The organism is Azospirillum sp. UENF 112521 (assembly GCF_058780665.1).
Genome location: NZ_JBSNCI010000003.1, coordinates 232,501 through 253,680, shown reverse-complemented (window position 1 = coordinate 253,680; position 21,180 = coordinate 232,501). Strand labels below are relative to the sequence as shown.

16 protein-coding genes (1 of these 16 only partly in view) are annotated in these 21,180 nt (G+C 69.4%); 9 read left to right on the top strand and 7 right to left on the bottom strand.

The window, feature by feature from the left end; genetic code table 11:
* Positions 1 to 5: 5 nt before the first annotated feature.
* The 4 genes from ACWPN8_RS16935 to ACWPN8_RS16920 are packed head-to-tail and all read left to right on the top strand — an operon-like array spanning position 6 to position 8,556.
* Entirely contained in the window at positions 6 to 5,303 is a 5,298-nt protein-coding gene (locus ACWPN8_RS16935) for a hypothetical protein (protein ID WP_492241539.1), read from the top strand.
* 58 nt (positions 5,304 to 5,361) lie between these two features.
* The gene (locus ACWPN8_RS16930; RefSeq protein WP_098736733.1) at positions 5,362 to 5,640 is read left to right on the top strand and encodes an acyl carrier protein; all 279 of its coding nucleotides are present in this window, start codon (positions 5,362 to 5,364) and stop codon (positions 5,638 to 5,640) included.
* A complete protein-coding gene (locus ACWPN8_RS16925; protein WP_492241538.1) occupies positions 5,637 to 6,872 on the top strand; it encodes a beta-ketoacyl-[acyl-carrier-protein] synthase family protein in 1,236 nt (411 codons plus the stop codon). The genes ACWPN8_RS16930 and ACWPN8_RS16925 overlap by 4 nt, the downstream gene beginning before the upstream one ends.
* A 7-nt stretch (positions 6,873 to 6,879) precedes the next feature.
* Positions 6,880 to 8,556 carry an AMP-binding protein gene (locus ACWPN8_RS16920; RefSeq protein ID WP_492241537.1) on the top strand — a complete coding sequence of 559 codons (1,677 nt, stop codon included), beginning with the start codon at positions 6,880 to 6,882 and terminating at the stop codon, positions 8,554 to 8,556.
* A 36-nt stretch (positions 8,557 to 8,592) separates the two neighbouring features.
* On the opposite strand, the gene ACWPN8_RS16915 is transcribed toward ACWPN8_RS16920, so the two are convergent.
* From ACWPN8_RS16915 to ACWPN8_RS16885, 7 genes are all read right to left on the bottom strand, one after another.
* The gene (locus tag ACWPN8_RS16915) at positions 8,593 to 9,348 is read right to left on the bottom strand and encodes an MBL fold metallo-hydrolase (protein ID WP_492241535.1); all 756 of its coding nucleotides are present in this window, start codon (positions 9,346 to 9,348) and stop codon (positions 8,593 to 8,595) included.
* 5 nt (positions 9,349 to 9,353) lie between these two features.
* Positions 9,354 to 10,178 (bottom strand): ABC transporter permease, encoded by an 825-nt coding sequence (locus ACWPN8_RS16910; protein WP_492241534.1) that lies wholly within the window; start codon positions 10,176 to 10,178, stop codon positions 9,354 to 9,356.
* Positions 10,175 to 11,101: an ABC transporter permease gene (locus tag ACWPN8_RS16905; RefSeq protein WP_492241533.1), complete on the bottom strand. Its 927-nt coding sequence runs from the start codon at positions 11,099 to 11,101 to the stop codon at positions 10,175 to 10,177. Before ACWPN8_RS16905 ends, ACWPN8_RS16910 begins: the two co-directional genes overlap by 4 nt.
* Positions 11,079 to 12,242 carry an extracellular solute-binding protein gene (locus tag ACWPN8_RS16900; protein WP_492241531.1) on the bottom strand — a complete coding sequence of 388 codons (1,164 nt, stop codon included), beginning with the start codon at positions 12,240 to 12,242 and terminating at the stop codon, positions 11,079 to 11,081. Before ACWPN8_RS16900 ends, ACWPN8_RS16905 begins: the two co-directional genes overlap by 23 nt.
* A 50-nt stretch (positions 12,243 to 12,292) precedes the next feature.
* On the bottom strand, positions 12,293 to 13,405 hold the full coding sequence (locus tag ACWPN8_RS16895; RefSeq protein ID WP_492241530.1) for an ABC transporter ATP-binding protein: 1,113 nt from the start codon (positions 13,403 to 13,405) through the stop codon (positions 12,293 to 12,295).
* 165 nt (positions 13,406 to 13,570) lie between these two features.
* Entirely contained in the window at positions 13,571 to 14,542 is a 972-nt protein-coding gene (locus ACWPN8_RS16890; RefSeq protein ID WP_492242096.1) for a LacI family DNA-binding transcriptional regulator, read from the bottom strand.
* Between the two features lie 120 nt (positions 14,543 to 14,662).
* Positions 14,663 to 16,090 (bottom strand): sigma-54 interaction domain-containing protein, encoded by a 1,428-nt coding sequence (locus ACWPN8_RS16885; RefSeq protein ID WP_492241529.1) that lies wholly within the window; start codon positions 16,088 to 16,090, stop codon positions 14,663 to 14,665.
* 297 nt (positions 16,091 to 16,387) lie between these two features.
* On the opposite strand from ACWPN8_RS16885, the gene ACWPN8_RS16880 reads away from it, so the two are divergent.
* The 5 genes from ACWPN8_RS16880 to ACWPN8_RS16860 form a co-directional block, all read left to right on the top strand.
* A complete protein-coding gene (locus tag ACWPN8_RS16880; protein ID WP_492241527.1) occupies positions 16,388 to 17,314 on the top strand; it encodes a 3-hydroxyacyl-CoA dehydrogenase family protein in 927 nt (308 codons plus the stop codon).
* Positions 17,315 to 17,381: 67 nt separating this feature from the next.
* Positions 17,382 to 18,320: a 3,5-dioxohexanoate:acetyl-CoA acetone transferase gene (gene kce / locus ACWPN8_RS16875; RefSeq protein WP_109451048.1), complete on the top strand. Its 939-nt coding sequence runs from the start codon at positions 17,382 to 17,384 to the stop codon at positions 18,318 to 18,320.
* A gap of 32 nt (positions 18,321 to 18,352) precedes the next feature.
* Positions 18,353 to 19,132, top strand: a complete 780-nt coding sequence (locus ACWPN8_RS16870) for a 3-hydroxybutyrate dehydrogenase (protein ID WP_492241525.1) — start codon at positions 18,353 to 18,355, stop codon at positions 19,130 to 19,132.
* Between the two features lie 80 nt (positions 19,133 to 19,212).
* Complete coding sequence (locus ACWPN8_RS16865; protein WP_492241524.1) at positions 19,213 to 20,418, top strand: ABC transporter substrate-binding protein; 1,206 nt, start codon at positions 19,213 to 19,215, stop codon at positions 20,416 to 20,418.
* Between the two features lie 191 nt (positions 20,419 to 20,609).
* A protein-coding gene (locus ACWPN8_RS16860; RefSeq protein ID WP_109451043.1) for a tellurite resistance TerB family protein crosses the window boundary here: on the top strand, positions 20,610 to 21,180 show its 5' portion. Its footprint extends 281 nt past the window's final position; the window shows 571 of its 852 coding nt (coding positions 1-571); it begins with the start codon at positions 20,610 to 20,612; its stop codon lies off the right edge, out of view.

Here is a 21,180-nt window from a genome sequence, read left to right as displayed (position 1 = left end):
AGACCATGACGGATACCCAACCCAACACCGCCTCCGCCGCGTCCGACACCATCGTCGACCCGCTGTGGCCCGGTCCCTGCCTGTTCGTGCCGATCAGTATCGAATGCCTGCTGGTCGGCGTTCCCAACCAGCAGGGCAACTGGGCCGACCTCGCCATCGACTACCGCAAGGTTCCGGCGAACGTCGATCCCGAGCCGCAGCCCTTCCAGCTCCGTCCCGCCAACGCCCCGCCCGGCACCGGCGCCCATTTGCAGGTGACCCTGCCGATGGGTTACCGCCAGGGGCACCAGCAGCCCGACGGCTCGGTCCTGTTCCCGCCGATCCCGAACCGCTGGCTGGTGGCCCGCTCGGTGGTCGCCACGCCCGGCGCCGCTCCGGTGTTCACCGTGTGGGTGTTGCAGGGCGATTTCCTGGGCGACATGGGGGAGGGCAGCAACACCTACCCCGACCCCGTCCAGACCGGCAACACCCAGTGGGTCGGCCGCGCCTTCGCGTTCGACACCTGGACCAATCCCGCCGGTCCGGCGCAGCCGCTGCTGCGGTCGGTCGGGCCGGGCTCCGTCAGCTGGGTGGTCACCTACGACAACACGCTGAATGTGCTGAGCTTCTACGACAGCCTGTCGGACGTGTCCGCGGGTAATGTCACCTACGCCATGCTCGGCTGGTACAACCCCTCGGGCTTCGATCCGCTGCTGGGCGTCACCGACGCCGACCCGCAGGGCTTCACCACCCAGGACGAGTGGCAGTCGATCCTGAACACCCTGCTGCTCAACGTCCATGGCGAGTCCGGGCTGGCGGCGGCGGAGGCGGCTTGGCAGGACTGGCAGGCAGCCAATCCGATCAGCGGGGGTGCGACCATCCCGGCGATCCAGATGCAGCTCGCCAGCCAGACGCTGTGCCACGGCATGGTGTTCGGCATGGCGTGGAACGGACCGCAGCAGAGCTACCCGCGCGACCCGGTGCTGAACGGCCAGAATCCGGTGTCGGTCGCCGTCGGCGGTACCGGCGTCGAGGCGATCGCCGCCTGGATGGCGAATATCCTGAAGCAGCCCGATCTGGAGGATTTGATCCTCGCCGTGCAGCAGGATCTGGTGTTCGACTATCTCCAGCAGCCGTCGGTGTTCGCCACCCGGACGCTGGAGGCGCGCTTCGCCAAGGCCGACGGCGGCACCGTCTGGCTGGTGGCGCGGCCCGACTACGATCCCTCCGACCGCGGCCGGACCTTGCAGACGGTGGACCTGTCTCCGGCCCAGACCCAGGCGCTGACCGCGCTGAACGACGATCAGGCGGCGCTCGACGGCACCAGCCAGCTGATCGCCTCGAATGTCTGGCAGCTCTTCGCGCTGGTCTACAAGCTCCAGCAGCTCGGACCCTTCTCGCCGGATAGCCAGGCGGTCCAGGACGCCATCGACGCCGTCATGGCCACCCTGACGACGCTCGACGCCCAGCGCACCGCCCAGGCCGCCGCCGTCGAGACCGACAAGACGGCCCTGCTGGGCCTGCTCGGCACCGCGTTCGTGCTGTCCAGCAACGGCGACACGCGGTTCCACGCCCCGGCGGCGACGACGGTCATGGTGGCCGGCGCCCAGCAGGACACCCGCCTGCTGCCGCCCGGAACCGACGGCGGCCCCGAGGACAGCCTGTTCAGCCGTTTCACCGGCCAGACGGTGTCGGCGCTGACGGTGATCGAGCCGGTCGGCGGCACCACCCAGACCATCGACGCCACTGACCTGACCAGCCGCGTCCCCACCCTGCCGCCGGCCAATTCCGGCGTGCCGAAGGAGATGACCGACTATCTGGTCGAGGTGATGCTGTTCGACACGTCGAACGCCCGCTTCCTGGCCGCCATCGCCTATCAGAAGGCCGGGGTCACGCCGACATCCGCGCAGCTGGACACGCTGGCCGCGACCATCGCCGCCCAGCAGACCGCACCGTGGAACGCCACCCCGGCCACCCCCTACAACGAGGAGACGGTGGGGGCCGCCGTCGGCTTCACCGGCGTCGTGCCGCTGAAGCGGTCGGTGCTGCCCTGGTCGCCGCCCTGGACGCCGCTCTACATCGACTGGCAGGTCACCTGGTATCCGACCGCGGACACCGCATCCGGCATGCTCGACGGCTGGACGCTGGAGGGCTTCGACTACAGCTGGACCGGCACAGCCATCGGCGCCAAGAGCGAGGTCATCAGCGGCCGGTCGCTGGTGGGAACCCAGATCGCCGCCGGGCTGGCGGAGAAGCTGAACGATCTGGTCACGCTCAACCCCAACTTCGACGAGTTGCCGCAATACCAGCAGGACGCCCTGACCCAGGCCGCCGCCGACATTGCCGAGTATGACATCGTCACCGAGGCGCTGAGCGGCTTCGGCGGCTTCATGCTGATGCAGCAGGGCCAGATGACGGAGCTGACCAGCGACGATCCGGCCATCGAGAGCTGGCTGGAGCTGGCGCCGTCCGTCGTGCCGCTGCCGGGCAGCGGGACCGACGGCAGCGCGCCGGGCTTCTACCCGGTGCGGTCCGGCCATTACGTCATCAACCAGCTTTGGGTGGTGGACGCCTTCGGACAAATCCTGCGCACCACCAACCCCGGCCAGGACGTGCTGCCGATCCGCTCCAAGAGCGTCACCACCCCCGACGCCGGCGGCCAGGACAACAAGCGCTTCGTCCAGGTGGCGCCGCGCATCCAGCAGCCGGCCCGCGTGGCGCTGAGCCTGCTGGACGCCGAGGACGACGAGATCCCCACCAACTCGTCCAACCTGACCAGCCCGGTCGCCGGCTGGCTGCTGCCCAACCATCTGGACAACAGCGTGCAGGTGTTCGCCGCCGACGGGACGCCGCTGGGCGAGATCCTGCCGGTGGAGACCGACACCGGCCGCGGCATCCGCTGGGATCCGGCGCCGGGGCTGAACCTGCCGCTGGGGTCGCCGCCGGCCATCGGCAACGCCCATCTTCTGGGCTTCGTGCAAGGGCTGCTGGCCCAGGGGCCGGTCTCCGGCGATCAGGCCTTGCAGGATCTGCTGGACGTCATCGACGTCACGCTGTGGCGCACCACGGCGACGCCGCAGCCGGACGGCGACAATCTCGCGGTGCTGATCGGGCAGCCGGTGGCGGTGGTGCGGGCGGATATCGCGCTTCATCTCGACGGCGACCCGGCCTACGACCAGTCCTGGGCGGCCACCGGCCAGAACGACGACGGCGGCGTCACCGCCATGCCCTTCCCGGTCTATGTCGGCGACATCGCCTATGACGGCAACGGCGCGCTCGGCTTCTTCCTCGACGACGATTACTCGCTGCTGAACCCGTTGCGCGGCTTCGACACCGCCTTCGGCACCGTGCGCCGCGCCCTGTCGTCGCGGACCGGCAACCCGCGCGGCAACCTCGGCCGGGCGATGGCGCGGCTGCCGGCCCTGCTGGCGGGGGACAGCCCGGCCACCGCCTCGGGCTATCTGAACCCCGACCCGTCCTTCACCCTGCTGCCCGACGGGCCGGTCCACCGGCTGACGGTGCTGATGGACCCGCGCGGCTCCATCCCCGCCGTCTCGGGCATCCTGCCGGTGGAGACGGTCTCGCTGCCGCCGGGGGTCGTTTCGGCGATGAACACCCTGCTGGCCACCTTCCGCGTCGGCCCGCTGCTGATCGACCCGCGCGAGGTGCAGATGCCGCTGCCCGGCAACGTCTCCGGCACCTGGTCGTGGATCGCCAGGACCGGCGTCACCGTCTGGGAGACGGTCGCGAACCTGAAGAGCAGCCAGCCCCAGGCGCTCCTGCCGACGGCCATACCGGCGGCGCGCGAAGGCTGGCTGGGGCTGGTGCCCACCCCATCCAGCGGCCAATCCGGCGGCCCGCTCGCGGCGGCCCGGCCCGTCGCCGACCGGACGCTCGCCCACATGCAGTTCCATGAGAGGTACAAGACCATGGCAGCAGCGGCCCCGACGGCGACCACGCCGGCCTATTACCAGTACCGGTTCGACCCCAACAGCCTGATCATCGGCGCGACGACCGCGCCGACGCTGACGATCACCAACCCCAACGCGTCGTCCGCGCTGACGGGCACCCAGACCATCTACGTCAAGATACCGGTCGGCACCGGCGCCGACGCCATCGCCACCAGCCTGGGCGGGGTTTCGGTGACCACCAGCACGCCGACGTGGCTGGCACTGCCCTTCTTCAGCACCAACCCGCCCTACATCAAGCTGACCGGCCCTGCCCTGGCGGCGGGTGCCAGCCTGTCGCTCTACCTCAACAGCCTGGTGGTCAACGATACGGTCGGAACCGCCGCCTTCCCGATCCAGGAGAGCTTCACAAGCGGCGGGACCACGGCCGTCACCATCGTCAAGACCAACCAGCCGCTGGCGATCCAGCAATTCTACGCCAACCCGATCACCGTCGCGCAGGGACAGTCGACGACGCTGAACTGGACGGTTTCGGGCGGCAGCTACGTGCTGATCCAGCCCGGCGGCATCAAGCGCCCGGTGCAGGGCAGCAGCTTCACCGACAGCCTGCAAATGCCGGTGTCGCAGGCGCAGACGATCTACACGCTCCAGCTCTACACCGACGACCGTCAGTTCAAGCAGGCCGTCGCCACCGCCTATCTCGGGCCGGTCAGCGCCACGCTGTCCTGCGATCCGACCGGCCCGATCGACACCGACGCCAGCGCGGTGTTGAGCTGGAGCAGCAGCTACGCCGTCACCCCGCTCTATCTGTCCAGCCCCAGCGGCGCGCAGCGCGTCGGCGCCCAGGGGCAGCAGACCGTGGTGCCCGGCAGCTACCTGACCGGCAACCAGTCCAGCGTGACCTTTTCGTTGCAGGCACTGGGCTATCAGGGGCCGGTCGACCGGACGGCGACGGTCACCTTCAATCCGGTGCGGATCCGCTGGTTCCGCTACACCGACTCCACCCTGACCCAGGTCACCTACAACGTGGCCAATCCGTCTCCGGGATCGCCGACCCTGAGCACCAGCGGCCAGGACTACACGCTGACCGCCTATGGTCCGGGTGCGGGAAGCGGGCCGCTGGTCGCCCATCTCGGTCCGGGGCCGTATCTCCAGGTCCAGCTCCTCAGCGCGACGCCGAGCCCCGCCGCTCCGGGCGCCAGCGTGACGGTCAGCTACCAGACATTGAACGCGACGTCGGCGACCCTGGCAGTTGGCAACCAAAACGCGATAGCTGTTCCGCTCGACACGACAAAACAGACGGGTCAGGCAACCATTACAGCGCCATCGGCCTCGACTGTGCTAACATTGACCATCTCCGGTAACGGGCAGGCGCCGGTCTCCAGCGAGCTGGACCTGCCGGTCACCACCGGCTGATCCGGCCCCGCGCCGCCGCCGTCCCGCCACCCAATCGACCTCAACCGAAGGAACGCCGATGCCCGACTCCACCCCCTTCGCCGACAGCCCGGTCTGGGGCGGTATCAAGGACTGTATCGTCAAGGTCGTGCCCAGCCTGCGCGAGACCGAGTTCACGCCCGACACCCGTTTCGACCGGCTGGGGCTGGCGTCGATCCAGGTCATCACCATCACGTTCGAGATCGAGGAGATGTTCGGCGTCGGCATCGTCGACGAGGGGCTGGACGTCTTCGAGACCTGCGGCGAGCTGGAGGTGCTGGTCCGGCGTCTGGCCGCCACCAGAGAGGTGACGGCATGACAGGCGGTCGGTACCGCCGCCCCGACGGCTCGCACCGGGTGGTGGTGACCGGCGTGGGCTCCGTCACCGGCTTCGGCGTCGGCCTTCCCGCCTTCTGGCAGGGCGTGACCGAGGCGCGCACGGCCATCCAGCCCACCCGCCGGACCTTCGAGGCGATGGAGGTGATCCGTCCCGCCGCGACCGTCGCCGGCTACCGGCCGCTGGATCATTTCAGCGAGGCGCAGCTGCTGACCTGCGAACCTTTCGTGCAGTATGCGCTGCTGGCGGCACGGGAGGCCATCGCCGCCGCCGGCCTGACCTCCGCCGACCTGACCGATGCGGCCATCGTGCTCGGCTGCGGCGGCGGCGGCGAACTGTCGCGCCAGGAGACGGCCATCCACCTGTTCGCCAACCGCCGGCCGCGCGCCCATCCGACCACGGTGCCGCGCACCAACCATCAGGCCGCCTGCGGCATGATCGCCATCGAGCATGAAATCCTCGGGCCGTCCTTCGTCGTCGCCACCGGCTGCGCCTCCGGGTCGCACGCCATCTCGCAGGCGGCGATGATGGTGCGCCACGGCTATGCCGAACGCGCGCTGACCGGCGGGACCGAGGCCAACGTCATCTATGCGGTGATGCGCTGCTTCGATGCGGCCCGGACCATCGCCTCCGACACCTGCCGCCCCTTCTCCTCCGGCCGTTCCGGGCTGGCGCTGGGCGAGGGCTCCGGCATCCTGGTCATCGAGACGATGGAGTCCGCCGATCGGCGCGGCGCCCCGGTGCTGGCCGAGATCGCCGGCTTCGGCATGTCGAGCGACGCCACCGACACCGTGCAGCCGACGATCCGCGGCCCGGTCCGGGCGGTGATGCAGGCCCTGGCCGATGCCGGACTGCGCACCGACGAGATCGGCTATCTCAATGCCCACGGCACCGGGACGCCGCTGAACGACCGGGTGGAAACGCAGGTGGCCCATGCGGTGTTCGGTCCCCATGCGGCGCGGCTGATGATGTCCTCCACCAAATCGCAGATCGGCCACACCTTCGGCGCCGCCGGCGCGCTGGAGCTGATCGCCACCATCCTCGGCCTCACCCGCGGCGTGGCGCCGCCGACCGTCAATTACCAGGGGGCCGACCCCGACTGCGACATCGACTGCGTGCCGAACGAGGCGCGCGCCCATCGCTTCGACGCCGCCGTCTCGCAATCCTTCGCCTTCGGCGGCGTCAATGCGGCCATCGCCGTGCGGGCGGTGTGAGGCGGCGATGACGGGGCTTCTGAACTGGCTCGATCATGGCGGGGCCGCGGGCGACCCGCTGTGGCATTTTCCCGCCGAAGGGATGGACCGGCGGCTTTCGGAGCTGCGGACCCGCTCCGGCGTCTTGGCGGCCGGGCTGGCGGCCCGCGGTATCCGGCCGGGCGACCGCGTGGTGATGCTGCTCGACACCGGATCGGCCGCTGTCTGCCTGCTGCTGGCGCTGTGGCGGCTGCAAGCCGTGCCGGTGCCGCTGCGGCCCTGGTCGGGGACGGCTTCGGGAACGGCTTCAGATGCGGCCGGCGGCAGCGACCGGGCGGGCGGCTTCCTGCGCTTCCTGCTGGAGGTGACGCGGCGAAGCGATGCCCGGCTGGTGGTGACCGACCGTCCCGCCGCCGTTCCGCAGCTCGACCCTTTGCTGACCAGTGTGGAGGCGCTGGAGGCGCCGCTCGAGCGGTCGCCTCCGGCCGGCGGCGATGGCGAGTGCAGGGCCGACGGGCTGGCGCTGATCCAGTTCAGTTCGGGCAGCACCGGGCAGCCCAAGGGCGTGATGGTTACCCACGCCATGGTGATGGCGCAGCTCCGCCAGCTTGCCGACAATTATGCGGCCGCCGGCAGCGGCCGGCCGCCTCGCTCGGTTGCGTCCTGGCTGCCCTTCTATCACGACATGGGGCTGTTCATCGGCATCCTGCTGCCGCTGTTCACCGGCGCCGATGCCATGGCCGCACCCCCCGCCTGGTACATGCGCAATCCGGCGCGCTGGTTCGCCGCCATGGCCGCGCGGGGCAGCGATCTGACTTTCTCCACCAGTTCGGTGCTGGCGGCGACGCTGCGCGGGGTGCGCCGCCTGCATGGCCGCGGCTGCGACCTGTCGGCGCTGATCCTCTATGTCGCCGCCGAGAAGATCAGCCCGGCGGTGCTGGACGAGGCGGCGGCGGTGCTGGCGCCGCTGGGGATGCCGCCGTCGCAGCTGCGCGCCGGCTATGGCATGGCGGAATACACGCTGGGCTGCACCCACAGCCGTGAACCGGGGCTGCGCCGGCTGCGCGTGCGCATCGCTCCGGGGGGCCGGGTGCGGACCGAGGACGGGGACGGCGACGCGCTGGAACTCGTCTCGGTCGGCAGGCCCAACGACGCCTGCGACCTCGTCGTGCGCGACGAGGCGGGATGTCCGCTCGGCGAGATGAGGCTGGGCGAGATCACGGTCGCCGGCCCCTGCCTCACCCCCGGCTATTGGCGGGACGAGGCGATGACGCAGCGGGCGCTCGGCCGGGGATGGATGCGCTCCGGCGATCTGGGCTTCCTGCACGATGGCGAGCTGTTCTTCGTCGCCCGCAAGGACGAGATGCTGGTGGTGGGCGGCCGCAACGTCATCCCCGCCGATGTCGAGCTGGAGGTCGAATCCCTGCCGTTCGTCGGTCCCGGACGCGCGGTGCTGTTCGGTGCCGACGAGCCCGGCGGGCCGCGTCAGGTGCTGCTGGTCGAGGGCAACGCCACGTCGCCGCCGCCGGTCGTGAGCGGACGGCTGACGGCGATCCGGCGCTGCATCCTCGACGGCTTCGGCTTCGTGCCGACCGACATCGCCGTCGTGCCCAAGGGAACCATCGAGAAGACCTCCAGCGGCAAGAAGCGCACCGCGGTCATCCGCCGCCGCTGGCAGGCCGGAGCGATTCCGCAGCTGGCCTGACCGGCCTTGCCGCGGACCGCCCGACACGGCGGATGCTCAGGCTGAGGGTGACTGGGGTTGGAGGACGATCCGCTCCCCCGGCTGGGCGAGACGCATGCGTGTGTCGGCGGCGCAGGCGGCGGCCAGCCGGTCGCGTTCGCCCATGCGGACATGGTAGAGGCGCATCTCGCCGACGCCGAGCCGCTCGGGGAAATCGGACAGCTGGCTGAAGGCGGCGTGGAAGGGCTGGAGCGGATCCGGCTCCACCGTCAGGCACTCGTGGAACAGCAGGTCGGCGCCGCGGAACAGCGCTTCGGAGTCCGCCGTGGCACGGCCGTCGCCGGAATGGGCGAAGGCGACGCCGCCCGCCTCCAGCCGGATGGCGCGGTTGGGCATGGAATGGCGGGTCAGCGCGGTGCGCAGGCGGAAGGGGCCGAGCGTGCCGTCTTCCGGGGTTTCGATCCAGCGCAGCGGAAAGGAGAGTGACCGCTCGGGATCGGTGGCGCCGGCCTGGAACAGCAGGGCCAGCTGCTTCCAGCCGCCGACGGTGGTGACGATGTCCAGCGGCTTGCTGCGGCGGTCGTCGGTCCAGCGGATCAGCGTGGGGATCAGGCCGAAGCAATGGTCGGGGTGATGGTGGGTGAAATAGAGCGCGTCGATGGCGTCGGGGTCCGGCATTTCGCGCCACAGCACCGGTGGCACCGAATGGCCGCAGTCAATCATCAGGCGGAAGCCGTTGGCGGCGACGATCAGCGAGGAATTTGCGAAGGAGGGGTCGGCCGCTTCGCCGACGCCCAGAACCTGGATGTCCATAGGGGTCAATGTCCGACTTTGGCCAGCACGTCGGCCTTGAGGAAACGTTCGATCACCAGCATGAAGCCCACCGAGGGAACCAGCAGGATCAGGGCGGTGATGGCGGCGATCTGGAAATTGCCGCCCATGCCGGCGTTGAACATGAGCAGCGGCAGGGTGGAGATGTCGGGCACCCCGACGAAATAGGTGCCGGTGAACTCGTCCAGCGATTCCAGGAAGACGAAGATGGAGCTTGCCATCACTCCCGGCGCCGCCTGCGGCAGGGTGATGCCGAAGAAGGTGCGCAAGGGGCCGGCACCCATGTCGCGCGCCGCCTCCTCCAGCGAGCGGTCGACGGCGGCGAAGGCGGCGGCGGTGATCCAGACGGAGAAGACCAGCCCATGGACGGTGTGGACGAGAACCACGCCGGCCACCGTGCCGTTCAGCCCCAGCGTGTAGAAGATGCGCGCCACGTTGATGTAGACGGCGACGCTGGGAAAGGCCTGGGGCAGCAGGAAGGCCAGCAGGATCGCGCCCCGCCAGGGCAGCCGCAGCCGGGCCAGCGCATAGCCGGCGGGAACCGACACGGCGAGGCAGGCCGCCACCGTCAGCAGCGCGATGGTGACGCTGGTCGCCAGCGACGCCATGGCGTTGGAGCGCGGGGCGAACACCCGCTCCCAGAAGGAGAAGCCGTAATGTAGCGGCAGGGTGTGGGGGAAATACCATTTCTCCGCCACCGCCCACAGGCCGAGATTGGTCAGCGGCCCGAAGATGACGAAGGCCAGCAGCCCAAGGACCAGTCCGCGCGGAATCCAGGCGAGGGCCCGCGCCGGTGCAAGAGTGGTGATCATCGCGCACCGCCCTGGCGCACGCCGTGACGCAGATAGACCCAGCCGACCAGACCGGCCATGGCGTAGGAGACGAAGCCGAGAGCGTTGGCGACGCCGTAATCGCCATGGGCGTTGATGCGGTAGGCCATGTCCACCGTGATCATCGTCGGGCTGTTGGGGTTGATCATCATCGGCACCGACATCACCGACAGCATGGTCACGAAGCTGAGGATCAGCCCGACGGTCAGGGTCGGCCGGACCTGGGGAACGACGATCTCGGTCAGGATGCGCAGCCGGCCGGCGCCGAGGTCGCGCGCCGCCTCGATGGTCGAGCGGTCGAGCGAGGCCATGGCGCCCGCCACCATCAGCGCCACGAAGGGCGTCTGCTTCCAGACGAAGGTCACCACCACGCCGCGCCAGTCGAGCAGGCTCGCCGCCTGCAACGGCTCGATGATGCCGCCGCCGATCAGCAGGTTGTTCATCAACCCGTTCTTGGCGAGGAAGGAGCGCATCATCTGGGCGGCGACGATGAAGGGGATGAACAGCGGCCAGCGGTAGAGCCAGCGCAGCAGGGTGACCGCCAGCCGGTTCTCGCCGAGCGTCAGGTAGCCGCCGATGGCGACCGACAGCACCGCCACCAGCGCCGAGGACAGCAGCACGATGGCCAGCGTGAAGGCCATGTCGAGGCTGTACAGCTCGAACGCCTTGGCGATGTTCGCCAGCGTCCAGCCGCCGTCGCGGCCCTGGAAGGCGCTGACCGCCGACAGGCCGAGCGGATAGAGGAAGAACAGCGCCACCATCGCCAGCGCCGGCAGGACCAGAAGCACGCCCCAGACCCAGTCGGGCAAGGCCGCGGTGACGGGCAGGGCGGTGGCGTCCCTTCCCCCGCCTTTGCGGAGGAAGGGGGCTGGCCGGTTGGCCTCAGTTGGCAACGGTGCGCTCATAGGCTTCCATGATGTCGGTGAAATAGCCCGACAGCGGGAAGGGCTTGCCCTTGCTCGCCAGCTCGTCCGGCTTCACGTCGGTGAACAGCTTGGCCCAGGTCTGCGCGTCCAGCTTCGGCTGCACATAGGCGGCGTCGATGCCCGGATACCAGTTGAAGCGCTTGACGATGCCGTCGGCCTGCACCTCGGGGCTGGTCGCCAGCTCGATGAACTTGCGGGCGGCGTCCTGGTTGGCGGCCTTGGCCGGGACGGCGTAGTACATCGGCTGGCCGGGCATGCCCGGACCGATCAGCTGGAGCTTCATCGCCGGGTTGAGGCGGCCGTCGGCCTGCCAGCTGTAGAACATGTCGACCCACACCGGACCCATGGCGATCTCGCCGCGGTTCAGCATGTCGAGCGTGCCGGCATTGCCGGGGGTCAGCGTGACGCTTTTGTTGAACTCCCTCAACCCGGACAGCGCCTTCTCGATCGCCGGCTTCATCGCCGCGTCGTAGGGGCCCTTCTCCAGCCGGGCGGCGTCGCCGATGTTGGCGGCGGTCCAGCCGGTGACGAAGCCGACGCCCGACATGCCGCCCTTGATGCCGTTGTAGCCGAAGGATTTCGGGTTGGCCTTCACCCACTCCGCCAGCTCGGCGTAGGTCCTGGGCGGCGCCTTCACCAGCTCCGGGTTGTAGGCCAGCGCGATCTGGCTGTGGAACATCGGCAGGACATAGCCGGTGACGTCGGTACCGAGCGCGTTGCGGGCGCTGTCGCGGCTGGCGAGCGTGCCGGTCTTGACGTCGCCGACATAGGCCGCGAGCATCTTCTCCTGCACCATCTGGCCGGCCATCTTCTGGTGGATGACGGCGACGTCGACGTCCCACTTCGCGGCCCCGGCGGCGGCCTCGGCGCTCAGCTTCTCGTAGATCTTCTGCGACCCGCCGTCGCCCGGCCCGGTGCCGGCGGCACGCACCTTGACGCCCGGATTCTGCGCCTCGAACTTCGGCGCCAGATACTCGTTGACGTAATCGACCATGTTCTGGTCGCCGGCGGTGAGCACGGTCAGCACCGTCTCGGCCTTCAGCGGTGCGGCGGAAAGACCGGCGGCGAGTGCCAGACCGGCGGCCCCGGCGAGCAGCGTCCTCAGCGTCGTGAGCGTCATGGAAAAATCCCCCTTCTGTCCCGATGGTGGACCGGATGGTTGAGATCGCCTCAGGCCGTTCCCGCCGCCTCCCGGCGGAGCGGGAAGCAATGCAGGGCCGAAGGCGGGATGACGATGGCGACGGCGTCGCCGACCGCGCGGCGGTCGTCGTCGTCGACCAGAAAGACCGTGCCGCCGACCGCGACGCCGTAGCGCCAGCGGCCGCCGGGATAAGCGGCCTGCGTGATGCGGCCGCGCAGGACCAGCGCGTCGGGCGGGGTGTGGCCGGCTGACGCCAGCCGCACGGATTCGGTGCGGAAATGCGCGGCGACCGGGCCGCTGCCGGGCATCTCGACCTGTGCGCCGTCCTGTGCGCCATCGCCGCCGAGCGGCAGGCTTACGGCGTCGTGGTCCGGGCCGGCGGCGATCTCCAGCGTCCGCTCCGTCCGTGTCGCCTGCAAGGGCACCACATTGTCGGCGCCGAGGAAGCTGGCGACGAAGGCGCTGGCCGGACGGCGGTAGATCTCCTCGGGCGTGCCGATCTGGGCAATGACGCCGGCGTTCAGGATGACGATGCGGTCGGCCATCACCATCGCCTCCTCGCGGTCATGCGTCACATGGACAGCGGTGATGCCGAGCCGCTGTTGCAGTGCGCGGATCTCGTGGCGCAGTTCGAGCCGGATGCGGGCGTCCAGGTTGGACAGCGGTTCGTCCAGCAGCAGGATGTCGGGATCGATCGCCAGCGCCCGGCCGAGCGCCACGCGCTGGCGCTGGCCGCCCGACAGCTGGGTGACGTTGCGGTCGGCCAGCCCGTCGAGCTTCAGCAGCCGCAGCATCTCGGCCACCCGCTCGGCGATGCGGGGGCGGGTCCAGCGCCGCAGCTTCAGCCCGTAGCCGATGTTCTGGGCGGTGGTCATGTGCGGCCACAGCGCATAGGACTGGAAGACCATCGCGGTGTCTCGGCGCTCCGGCGGGGCCTTGGTCACGTCCCGCCCGGCGATGGCGATGCGCCCGCCATCCACCGGCACGAAGCCCGACACCGCCCGCAGCAGCGTGGTCTTGCCGCAGCCCGACGAGCCCAGCAGCGCCACGAACTCGCCGGGGCGGACATGCAGGCTGACGCCGTTCAGCACGCGCGAGCCGCCATAGGCGACGGTCAGATTCTCGACATGCAATTCCGACATCGCCGCAGACTTCCCGCATTTCCCGAAATGGTCAGCGTCGTTGCATGCGTATGCAAAGCCGCTGACCCAGGGTTTAGGCGGGAAGCGTGAAGTGCGGATGATGGAATTGTGATGCTTTGGTGAATGCGGCTCCGCCGCTTGGGGTGAATGCGGCTCCGCCGACTGTCAGAGGCGGGCCGATCCGCGCCTGACCAGCAGCGGGGGCGGGCGGTGCAGGACCGGCGGGGCGTCGGGATCCGCCATCCGGCGCTCCAGCATGTCGAGCAGGGTCGCCACGATCTCGTCGACCGGATTGCGGATGGTGGTCAGGGAGAAGCTCGGCCAGCCCGCCATCGGCACATCGTCGAAGCCGACGATGGACACCTCGTCCGGCACGCGAAGGCCGAGGGCGGTGCGGGCGGCGTCGAGCGCGCCGAAGGCCATGGCGTCGTTGCCGCAGAACAGGGCGTCCGGACGGTCAGGACCGGCCAGCAGCCGCAGCGCCTCGCGATGGCCACTGTCGTAGCTGTAGTCGCCCTCTCCCACGGCGGCCAGCGGCAGCCCCAGTTCCGCCAAGGCCGCCCGGAAGGCGCTGCCGCGCTCCTGCTCGGAAAAGGCGGTGGGGCGTCCGCCGAGATAGGCGATGCGGCGATGGCCGGCCGCGACCAGCGCCTGCGCCACCAGACGGGCACCGAGCGGGTTGTCGCAGCAGATGCTGTCCACCCCGTCCGCCTCCACCGCCCGGCCGTAGAGGAGCAAGGGAACGCCGAGCGCCATCAGGCCGCGGACCGCCGCCGGGGACACGCTGCCAGCCGTCACCACCACCGCATCCACCTGATAGTCGAGAGCGGCCATCGCCGTGCCGTCCAGCGCATCAGCCGGGTCGCCGCGCACCAGCAGCGGCTGCCTGCCGCGCGAGGCCAGGCCGCGGGTGAGCGTCTCGAACAGATAGGGCTGGAACGGCCCGTCCAGATCGCCCATGACGACGCCGATCAGGTTGGTGCGCCGGGTCGTCAGGCTGCGCGCGATGGCGTTCGGGCGGTAGGACAGCCGCCGTGCCGCCTCCAGCACGCGGCTGCGCGTTTCCGCCGAAACGCTGGCCCCCTCGGTAAAGCACCGTGACACGGCCGACTGCGATACCCCCGCCAGCCGCGCCACATCCACTGCGGTCGCCCGCCTCCGCTCCCCCGCCACTGTTCCTCCGGCCGCTCGGTCGCGGGGCGAGTGTAAGGGCTTCGTGGCCGGGGTGCCAGACTGCCGTCGCCCGGACCGCCGGCCTCAGTCGTCCGGCTGCACCGGAATGCCGTGCTTGCGCAGTTTCGCATAGAGGTTGGTGCGCGACAGGCCGAGGCTGCGGGCGGCCTCCAGCTTGTTGCCCCGGCAGTCGGCGAGCGCCTCCTGGATCAGCGACCGTTCCAGATCGTCCATCGCCGCGGCCAGCGGGCGTCTTCCCTCCACCGCAGCGGGACGGTCGAGGGGAGCGTCCGGCAGGATGTCAACGAAATCGTCGGCGAGGATGCGGTCGCCTTCTGTGCGCACATAGACCTGTTCGATGACATTCGCCAGTTCGCGGATGTTGCCGGGCCAGTCATGGCGCCGCAGCGCATCGAGCGCCGAGGGCGTGAGGTCGCGCATCGGCTGGTCGAGGCTGAGCGCGACCTTTTCCGAAAACAGCGAGGCGAGGATTTCCAGATCGTCCCGGCGGTCGCGCAGCGCCGGCAGCTGGATCGGGAAGACGTTCAGCCGGTAATAGAGGTCCGGCCGGAAGGCACCGTTGCGCACCATCTCGGCCAGCGGCCGGCTGGTCGCCGCGATGATGCGGACATCGACCTTGACCACCTGGTTGGATCCCAGCGGCTCGACCTCGCGTTCCTGCAGGGCGCGCAGCAGCTTGGCCTGCAACGGCAGCGGCATGTCGCCGATCTCGTCGAGGAACAGGGTGCCGCCGTCGGCCAGTTGGAACTTGCCGGGGCGCGGCTGGCGGCCGGCGCCGGTGTAGGCGCCGGGGGCCACGCCGAAGAATTCGGCCTCCAGCAGGTTCTCGGGGATGGCGGCGGTGTTGACGCCGACGAAGGGGCGGTGGGCGCGGTCGGAGCAGGCATGGATCGACTGCGCCACCAGCTCCTTGCCGGTCCCGGTCTCGCCCAGCAGCAGCACCGCCGAATTGATCTGGCCGGCGCGGCGCACCAGCCGCTTGACCTGAAGCATCGCCGGGCTGAAGCCGATCAGGTTTTCGACCGTGTATTTCGATGCCCGGCTGGCGGCCAGTTCCTGCTCGACCCGGGTCAGCCGGGATTGCAGCTTGTTGAAGCGGTCGGCGATGGGCCGCAGATAGGTCAGGCTGTTCTTCAGGGCGAAGGCGAGGGCGCCGATGACCTCGCCGGTCTCGTCGCGCAGCGGCAGGCGGCTGACCAGCAGCGTGTGTTCGCCATAGCGCATGATGTCGAGCGGCATCGACCGGCCGGTTTCCACCACCTCGCGCATCCGGCTGTGCGGGATGACGCGCTCCACCGGCTGGCCGATGGCGTCCGCCCGCGACTGGAGCCCCAGCTGCGCCATCAGCTTTTCAGTGAACCAGACATGCTTGTCGTTCGACCAGACGATGCGGGCGTCACGGTCGACCAGCAGCGCACCGTCGATCATCTCGTCGACCATCGCCATCAGCGCGCACGCCGCCGCGAACTGCTCGCGTCGATCCGTCGGCATTCCCAGTCCTCCCCAATACGGACTGTCAATATTACGCACATTATCTGTCAGAAAAATGAACACGATGGAAGGGCTGATTTCCTGGGAAACCGGGCTTCCCGGCGGGCCGGACTGTGCGCACTCGCAAACACCGGGCCAGCATGCTTGAGCAGGCTTTCAATAAAATCGTGACTTAACAAGCGCTTGGCTGTCTGGCACAGCCGTTGCTTACCAAGCTTTCCAAACAGCGTCCATAACGAACAATCAGAGCAACGCTCAATGGGCTCCGGTCACGCGGGACGAGGGAATGCACAGACCATGACACAGCAGCGCATCGCCATCATCGGCGCCGGGATGATGGGGCAGGGGATCGCGCAGGCTTTCGCCGCCGCCGGCCATCGCGTCGAGATCCAGGAGCCCGATGCCGTTCGCCGGGCCGGCATCCTCGACCGCATCCGCCAAACCCTCGGCGAACAGGCCCTCGGCGATCCGGGCAAGGACATCGCCATCGTCGACCGCATCCGGCCGCAAGAGACGCTGGAGGAGGCCGTCGCCGCCGCCGACATCGTCATCGAGGCGGTGCCGGAGGATCTCGCCCTCAAGCAGCGCGTCCTGGCGGCGGCGGAAGCGGCGGCGCCGTCCCATGCGCTCCTTGCCAGCAACACGTCGGTCATCCCGATCACCCGGATCATGGAGCCGCTGCGCGACCGCACCCGTGCGCTCGGCACCCACTGGTGGAATCCGGCCCACCTGATCCCGCTGGTCGAGGTCGTGCGGACGCGCGACACCGCCGATGCGGCGGTCGCCGCGATGACCGGCCTGCTGAGGTCCGTCGGCAAGCTGCCGGTGGAGGTCCGCAAGGATGTGCCCGGCTTCATCGGCAACCGCCTGCAGCATGCGCTGTGGCGCGAGGCCATCGCGCTGGTTCAGGACGGCGTGTGCGACGCCGAGACGGTCGACACCGTGGTCAAGGCCAGCTTCGGCCGGCGGCTCGCCGTGCTGGGGCCGCTGGAGAACGCCGATCTGGTCGGCACCGACCTGACGCTGGCGGTCCACGGCCATGTCCTGCCCGATCTCGACCGCACGCCGGGCCCGCAGCCCCTTCTCAGCGAGCTGGTCGCCTCCGGGCGGCTCGGCATGAAGTCCGGCGCCGGCTTCCGGGTCTGGAGCGAAGGGCAGCGGGAGGAGGTCGCCGCCCGCCTCGCCGCCCATCTCCGGCGCCTCGACCTCCCCGAACGCGGATAGCCGCCCCCCGCCGAACATTTCGAACCGTCCGGGCCTTCCCGCCCGGACCAGCACAGGAGGGCCTTGCATGGCCGCATCGAAGAAAAAGGTCATCATCAGCTGCGCGCTGACCGGATCGATCCACACCCCCACCATGTCGGACGCCCTGCCGGTCACGCCCGACGAGATCGTCGAGCAGGGCGTCGGCGCGGCGGAGGCCGGGGCGGCGATCCTGCATCTGCACGCCCGCGACCCCCGCACCGGCCAGCCGACGCCCGACCCGGCGGTGTTCATGGAGTTCCTGCCGCGGCTGAAGCAGTCGACCGACGCGGTGCTGAACATCACCACCGGCGGTTCGCTCAACATGACGGTGCAGGAACGCCTCGCCGCCCCGCTGCTGGCCAAGCCGGAGATGTGCTCGCTCAACATGGGGTCGATGAATTTCGGCATCTTCCCGCTGGCCGACCGCTACAAGAACTGGAAGCACGATTGGGAGGAGCCCTATCTGCGCAGCACCGACGACTTCATCTTCCGCAACACCTTCCGCGACATCGCCTATATCCTCGAACATCTCGGCGAGGGCTGCGGCACCCGCTTCGAGTTCGAGTGCTACGATGTCGGGCACCTCTACAATCTGGCGCATTTCCTCGACCGCGGGCTGGTGAAGACGCCGCTGTTCATCCAGACCATCTTCGGGATCCTCGGCGGCATCGGGGCGGAGGAGCGCAACCTCGTCTTCATGCGCGAGACCGCCGACCGCCTGTTCGGCAAGGATTACGAATGGTCGGTGCTGGCCGCCGGCCGCCACCAGATCCCCTTCACCACCATGGCCGCGGTGATGGGCGGCAACGTCCGCGTCGGGCTGGAGGACAGCCTCTATCTCGCCAAGGGCCGGCTGGCCCGCAACAGCGCCGAGCAGGTGGCGAAGATCCGCCGCATCCTGGAGGAGCTGTCGCTGGAGGTTGCCACCCCGGAAGAGGCGCGCGCCATGCTCGACCTCAAGGGTGCCGATCAGGTGGCGTTCTGACGCGCAATCATCCGACCGAGGAACGAAGAGACATGCAGAACAGAATTGCTGTCGTCACCGGCTCCACCAGCGGCATCGGGCTGGCGACGGTGCGGGCGCTTGCCGACCGGGGCTGCGACGTGATGGTCAATGGCTTCGGCGACCGCGCGGAGATCGACCGCAACTGCGCCGCGATCGCGGAACAGAGCGGCAGCCGCATCGTCTATTCCGCCGCCGACCTCAGCCGGCCGGAGGAGGTGCGCGCCATGATGGCCGACGCCGCCGACCGGCTGGGACCGGTCGACATCCTGGTGAACAATGCCGGCGTCCAGCATGTCGCGGCACTCGACGAGTTCCCCGACGACAAGTGGGACCTGCTGCTGGCGGTCAACCTCAGCGCCGCCTTCCATGCCATCAAGGCGGCGGTGCCGTCGATGCGGGAGCGGGGCTGGGGGCGCATCGTCAACACCGCGTCGGTGCTGGGCATGGTCGGCGCGCCGCACAAGCCGGCCTATGTCGCCGCCAAGCACGGCCTCATCGGCCTGACCAAGTCGGTGTCGATCGAGGTGGCGCCCCACGGCATCACCTGCAACGCGATCTGCCCGGGAACGGTGCTGACGCCGATCATCGAGCGCCAGATCGCCCAGCAGGCGCAGGTCACCGGCCTGCCGGAGGATCAGGTGCTGCGGGCGGTGTTCCTGGAGCGGATGCCGACCGGCCGGCTGATCGCGCCGGAGGAGGTCGCGTCCGCCATCGCCTTCCTGTGTTCCGACGCCGCTGGGTCGATCACCGGAGCGGCCCTTCCCGTCGATGGCGGCTATACCACCCACTGATTTCCGCCTCCCGGCCCGCCAGCCGGGGTCCAAAACAGCAGAACCAAAACACCAAAAACCGTCATATTGGGGAGCGAACCATGCGTAAACCGCTTGTTGCCGGACTTCTCGCCGGCACCATCCTGGCCTCCGGCGCCGCCCAGGCCCAGATGTCCGACAGCGTCATCAAGATCGGCATGCTGTCCGACCGCTCCGGCATCTATGCCGACATCAACGGCGAGGGATCGGCGGTGGCGGCCCGGATGGCCGCCGAGGAATTCGGCAATGCCATAAATGGCACGAAGATCGAGATCATCGTCGGCGACCACCAGAACAAGGCGGACATCGCCGCCAACCTGGCCCGCCAGTGGATCGACACCGAAAAGGTCGATGTCGTCGCCGACGTGCCGAACTCCGCTGCGGCGCTGGCGGTGCAGGCGATCACGCGCGACAAGAAGCGCCTGTTCCTGATGTCCGGCCCCGGCTCGACCGACCTCACCGGCAAGGAATGCAGCCCCTACGGCTTCCAGTGGACCTGGGACAACCACGCCGTGGCCTCCGCCACCGCCCGCGCCCTGGTCGAGCAGGGCCGCAAGAGCTGGTTCTTCATCACCGCCGACTACGCCTTCGGCCATTCGCTGGAAGCCGAGGCGGCCAACACGGTCAAGCAACTGGGCGGCACCATCAAGGGCAGCGTGCGCCATCCGCTGGGGGCGTCCGACTTCTCCTCCTACCTGTTGCAGGCGCAGGCATCGGGGGCCGAGGTGGTCGCCTTCGCCAATGCCGGCGGCGACACCATCAACGGCGTCAAGCAGGCGGCCGAATTCGGCATTCCCCAGGGCGGCCAGACGCTGGCGGGGCTGCTGCTGAACATCAACGACATCCAGGCGCTCGGGCTGGATACCTCGCAGGGCCTGATGCTGGCGAACTCCTTCTACTGGGACATGACCGAGGAAACCCGCGGCTGGTCGAAGAAGTTCGAGGAGCGGACCGGCCGCAAGCCGTCGATGAACCAGGCCGGCGTCTATTCGTCGGTCCGCCATTACCTGAAGGCGGTGCAGGAGCTGGGCACCGACGATCCCGACAAGGTGGCGGCGAAGATGCGCGCCATGCCGGTCACCGACATGATGATGAAGGAGGTGAAGATCGCCGCCAACGGCCGGGTCTTCGACGACATGTATCTGGCGCAGGTGAAGACGCCGGCGGAGTCGAAATACGCCTGGGACTACTTCAAGATCCTGAAGACCGTTCCCGGTGCGCAGGCCTACATCGACCCGAAGGACAGCGGCTGCCCGCTCGTCAAGTGACGCCCGGCAAAGAATGGTGATGCCACGGGCTGTCCGGACGGCGGCCCTTGGCCTTCCCGCCGCTCTTGCGGGTAACGCCGGTTTCAATGGCCGGCACCGTCCCCATGTCTACGGCTCCCGGCCGCGGCTCAAGGCCGCAGTTCCAGGCCGCAGCCGGGGCGTGTCATCCGCAGCCGGTAGGGAAGGGAACGATGAGCAACCTGAGCAAAGTCCTCGGCGTCATCCTGGCCAACGGTCTGGCCGGCCGCACCGGTCGCGGGCCGGCCTTCGCCGCCGCCATGCCCCTGCTCCTCGGCAAGAAGGGCAAAAAGAAGATGAAGGGCTATCACGGCCACGGCCATGGCATGCCCCATGTCCCGGCCGCCGGTTCGGGGTTGCTGCAGAAGGCGGGCCTCGCCTCGCTCGCCTATCTCGCCTACCGGGCTTACCAGGACGGCAAGGCACCCGCTGCGCCCGGCCATCCGCCGTCGGGACCGGCTCCGACCTCGGCTCCCGCTGCGGGTGGACCGCTGGGAGGGATTCTCGACCGGCTCGGCCTTGGCGGTGTGGCCGGCGGCGGACCGATTGCCGGTTCCGGGGGCGGTGCGCTCGGCAGCGTGCTGGGCGGTGTGCTGGGAGGGGCCGGCGCGGCCGGTGTTGCCGGCGGTCTGGGCGACCGTCTGGCCGGGGTGCTGCGTGGCGGCCAGCCGGAACCCGATCTCGGCGACGCCAAGGCGCTGCTGCTGATCCGCGCCATGATCGCGGCGGCCAATGCCGACGGCC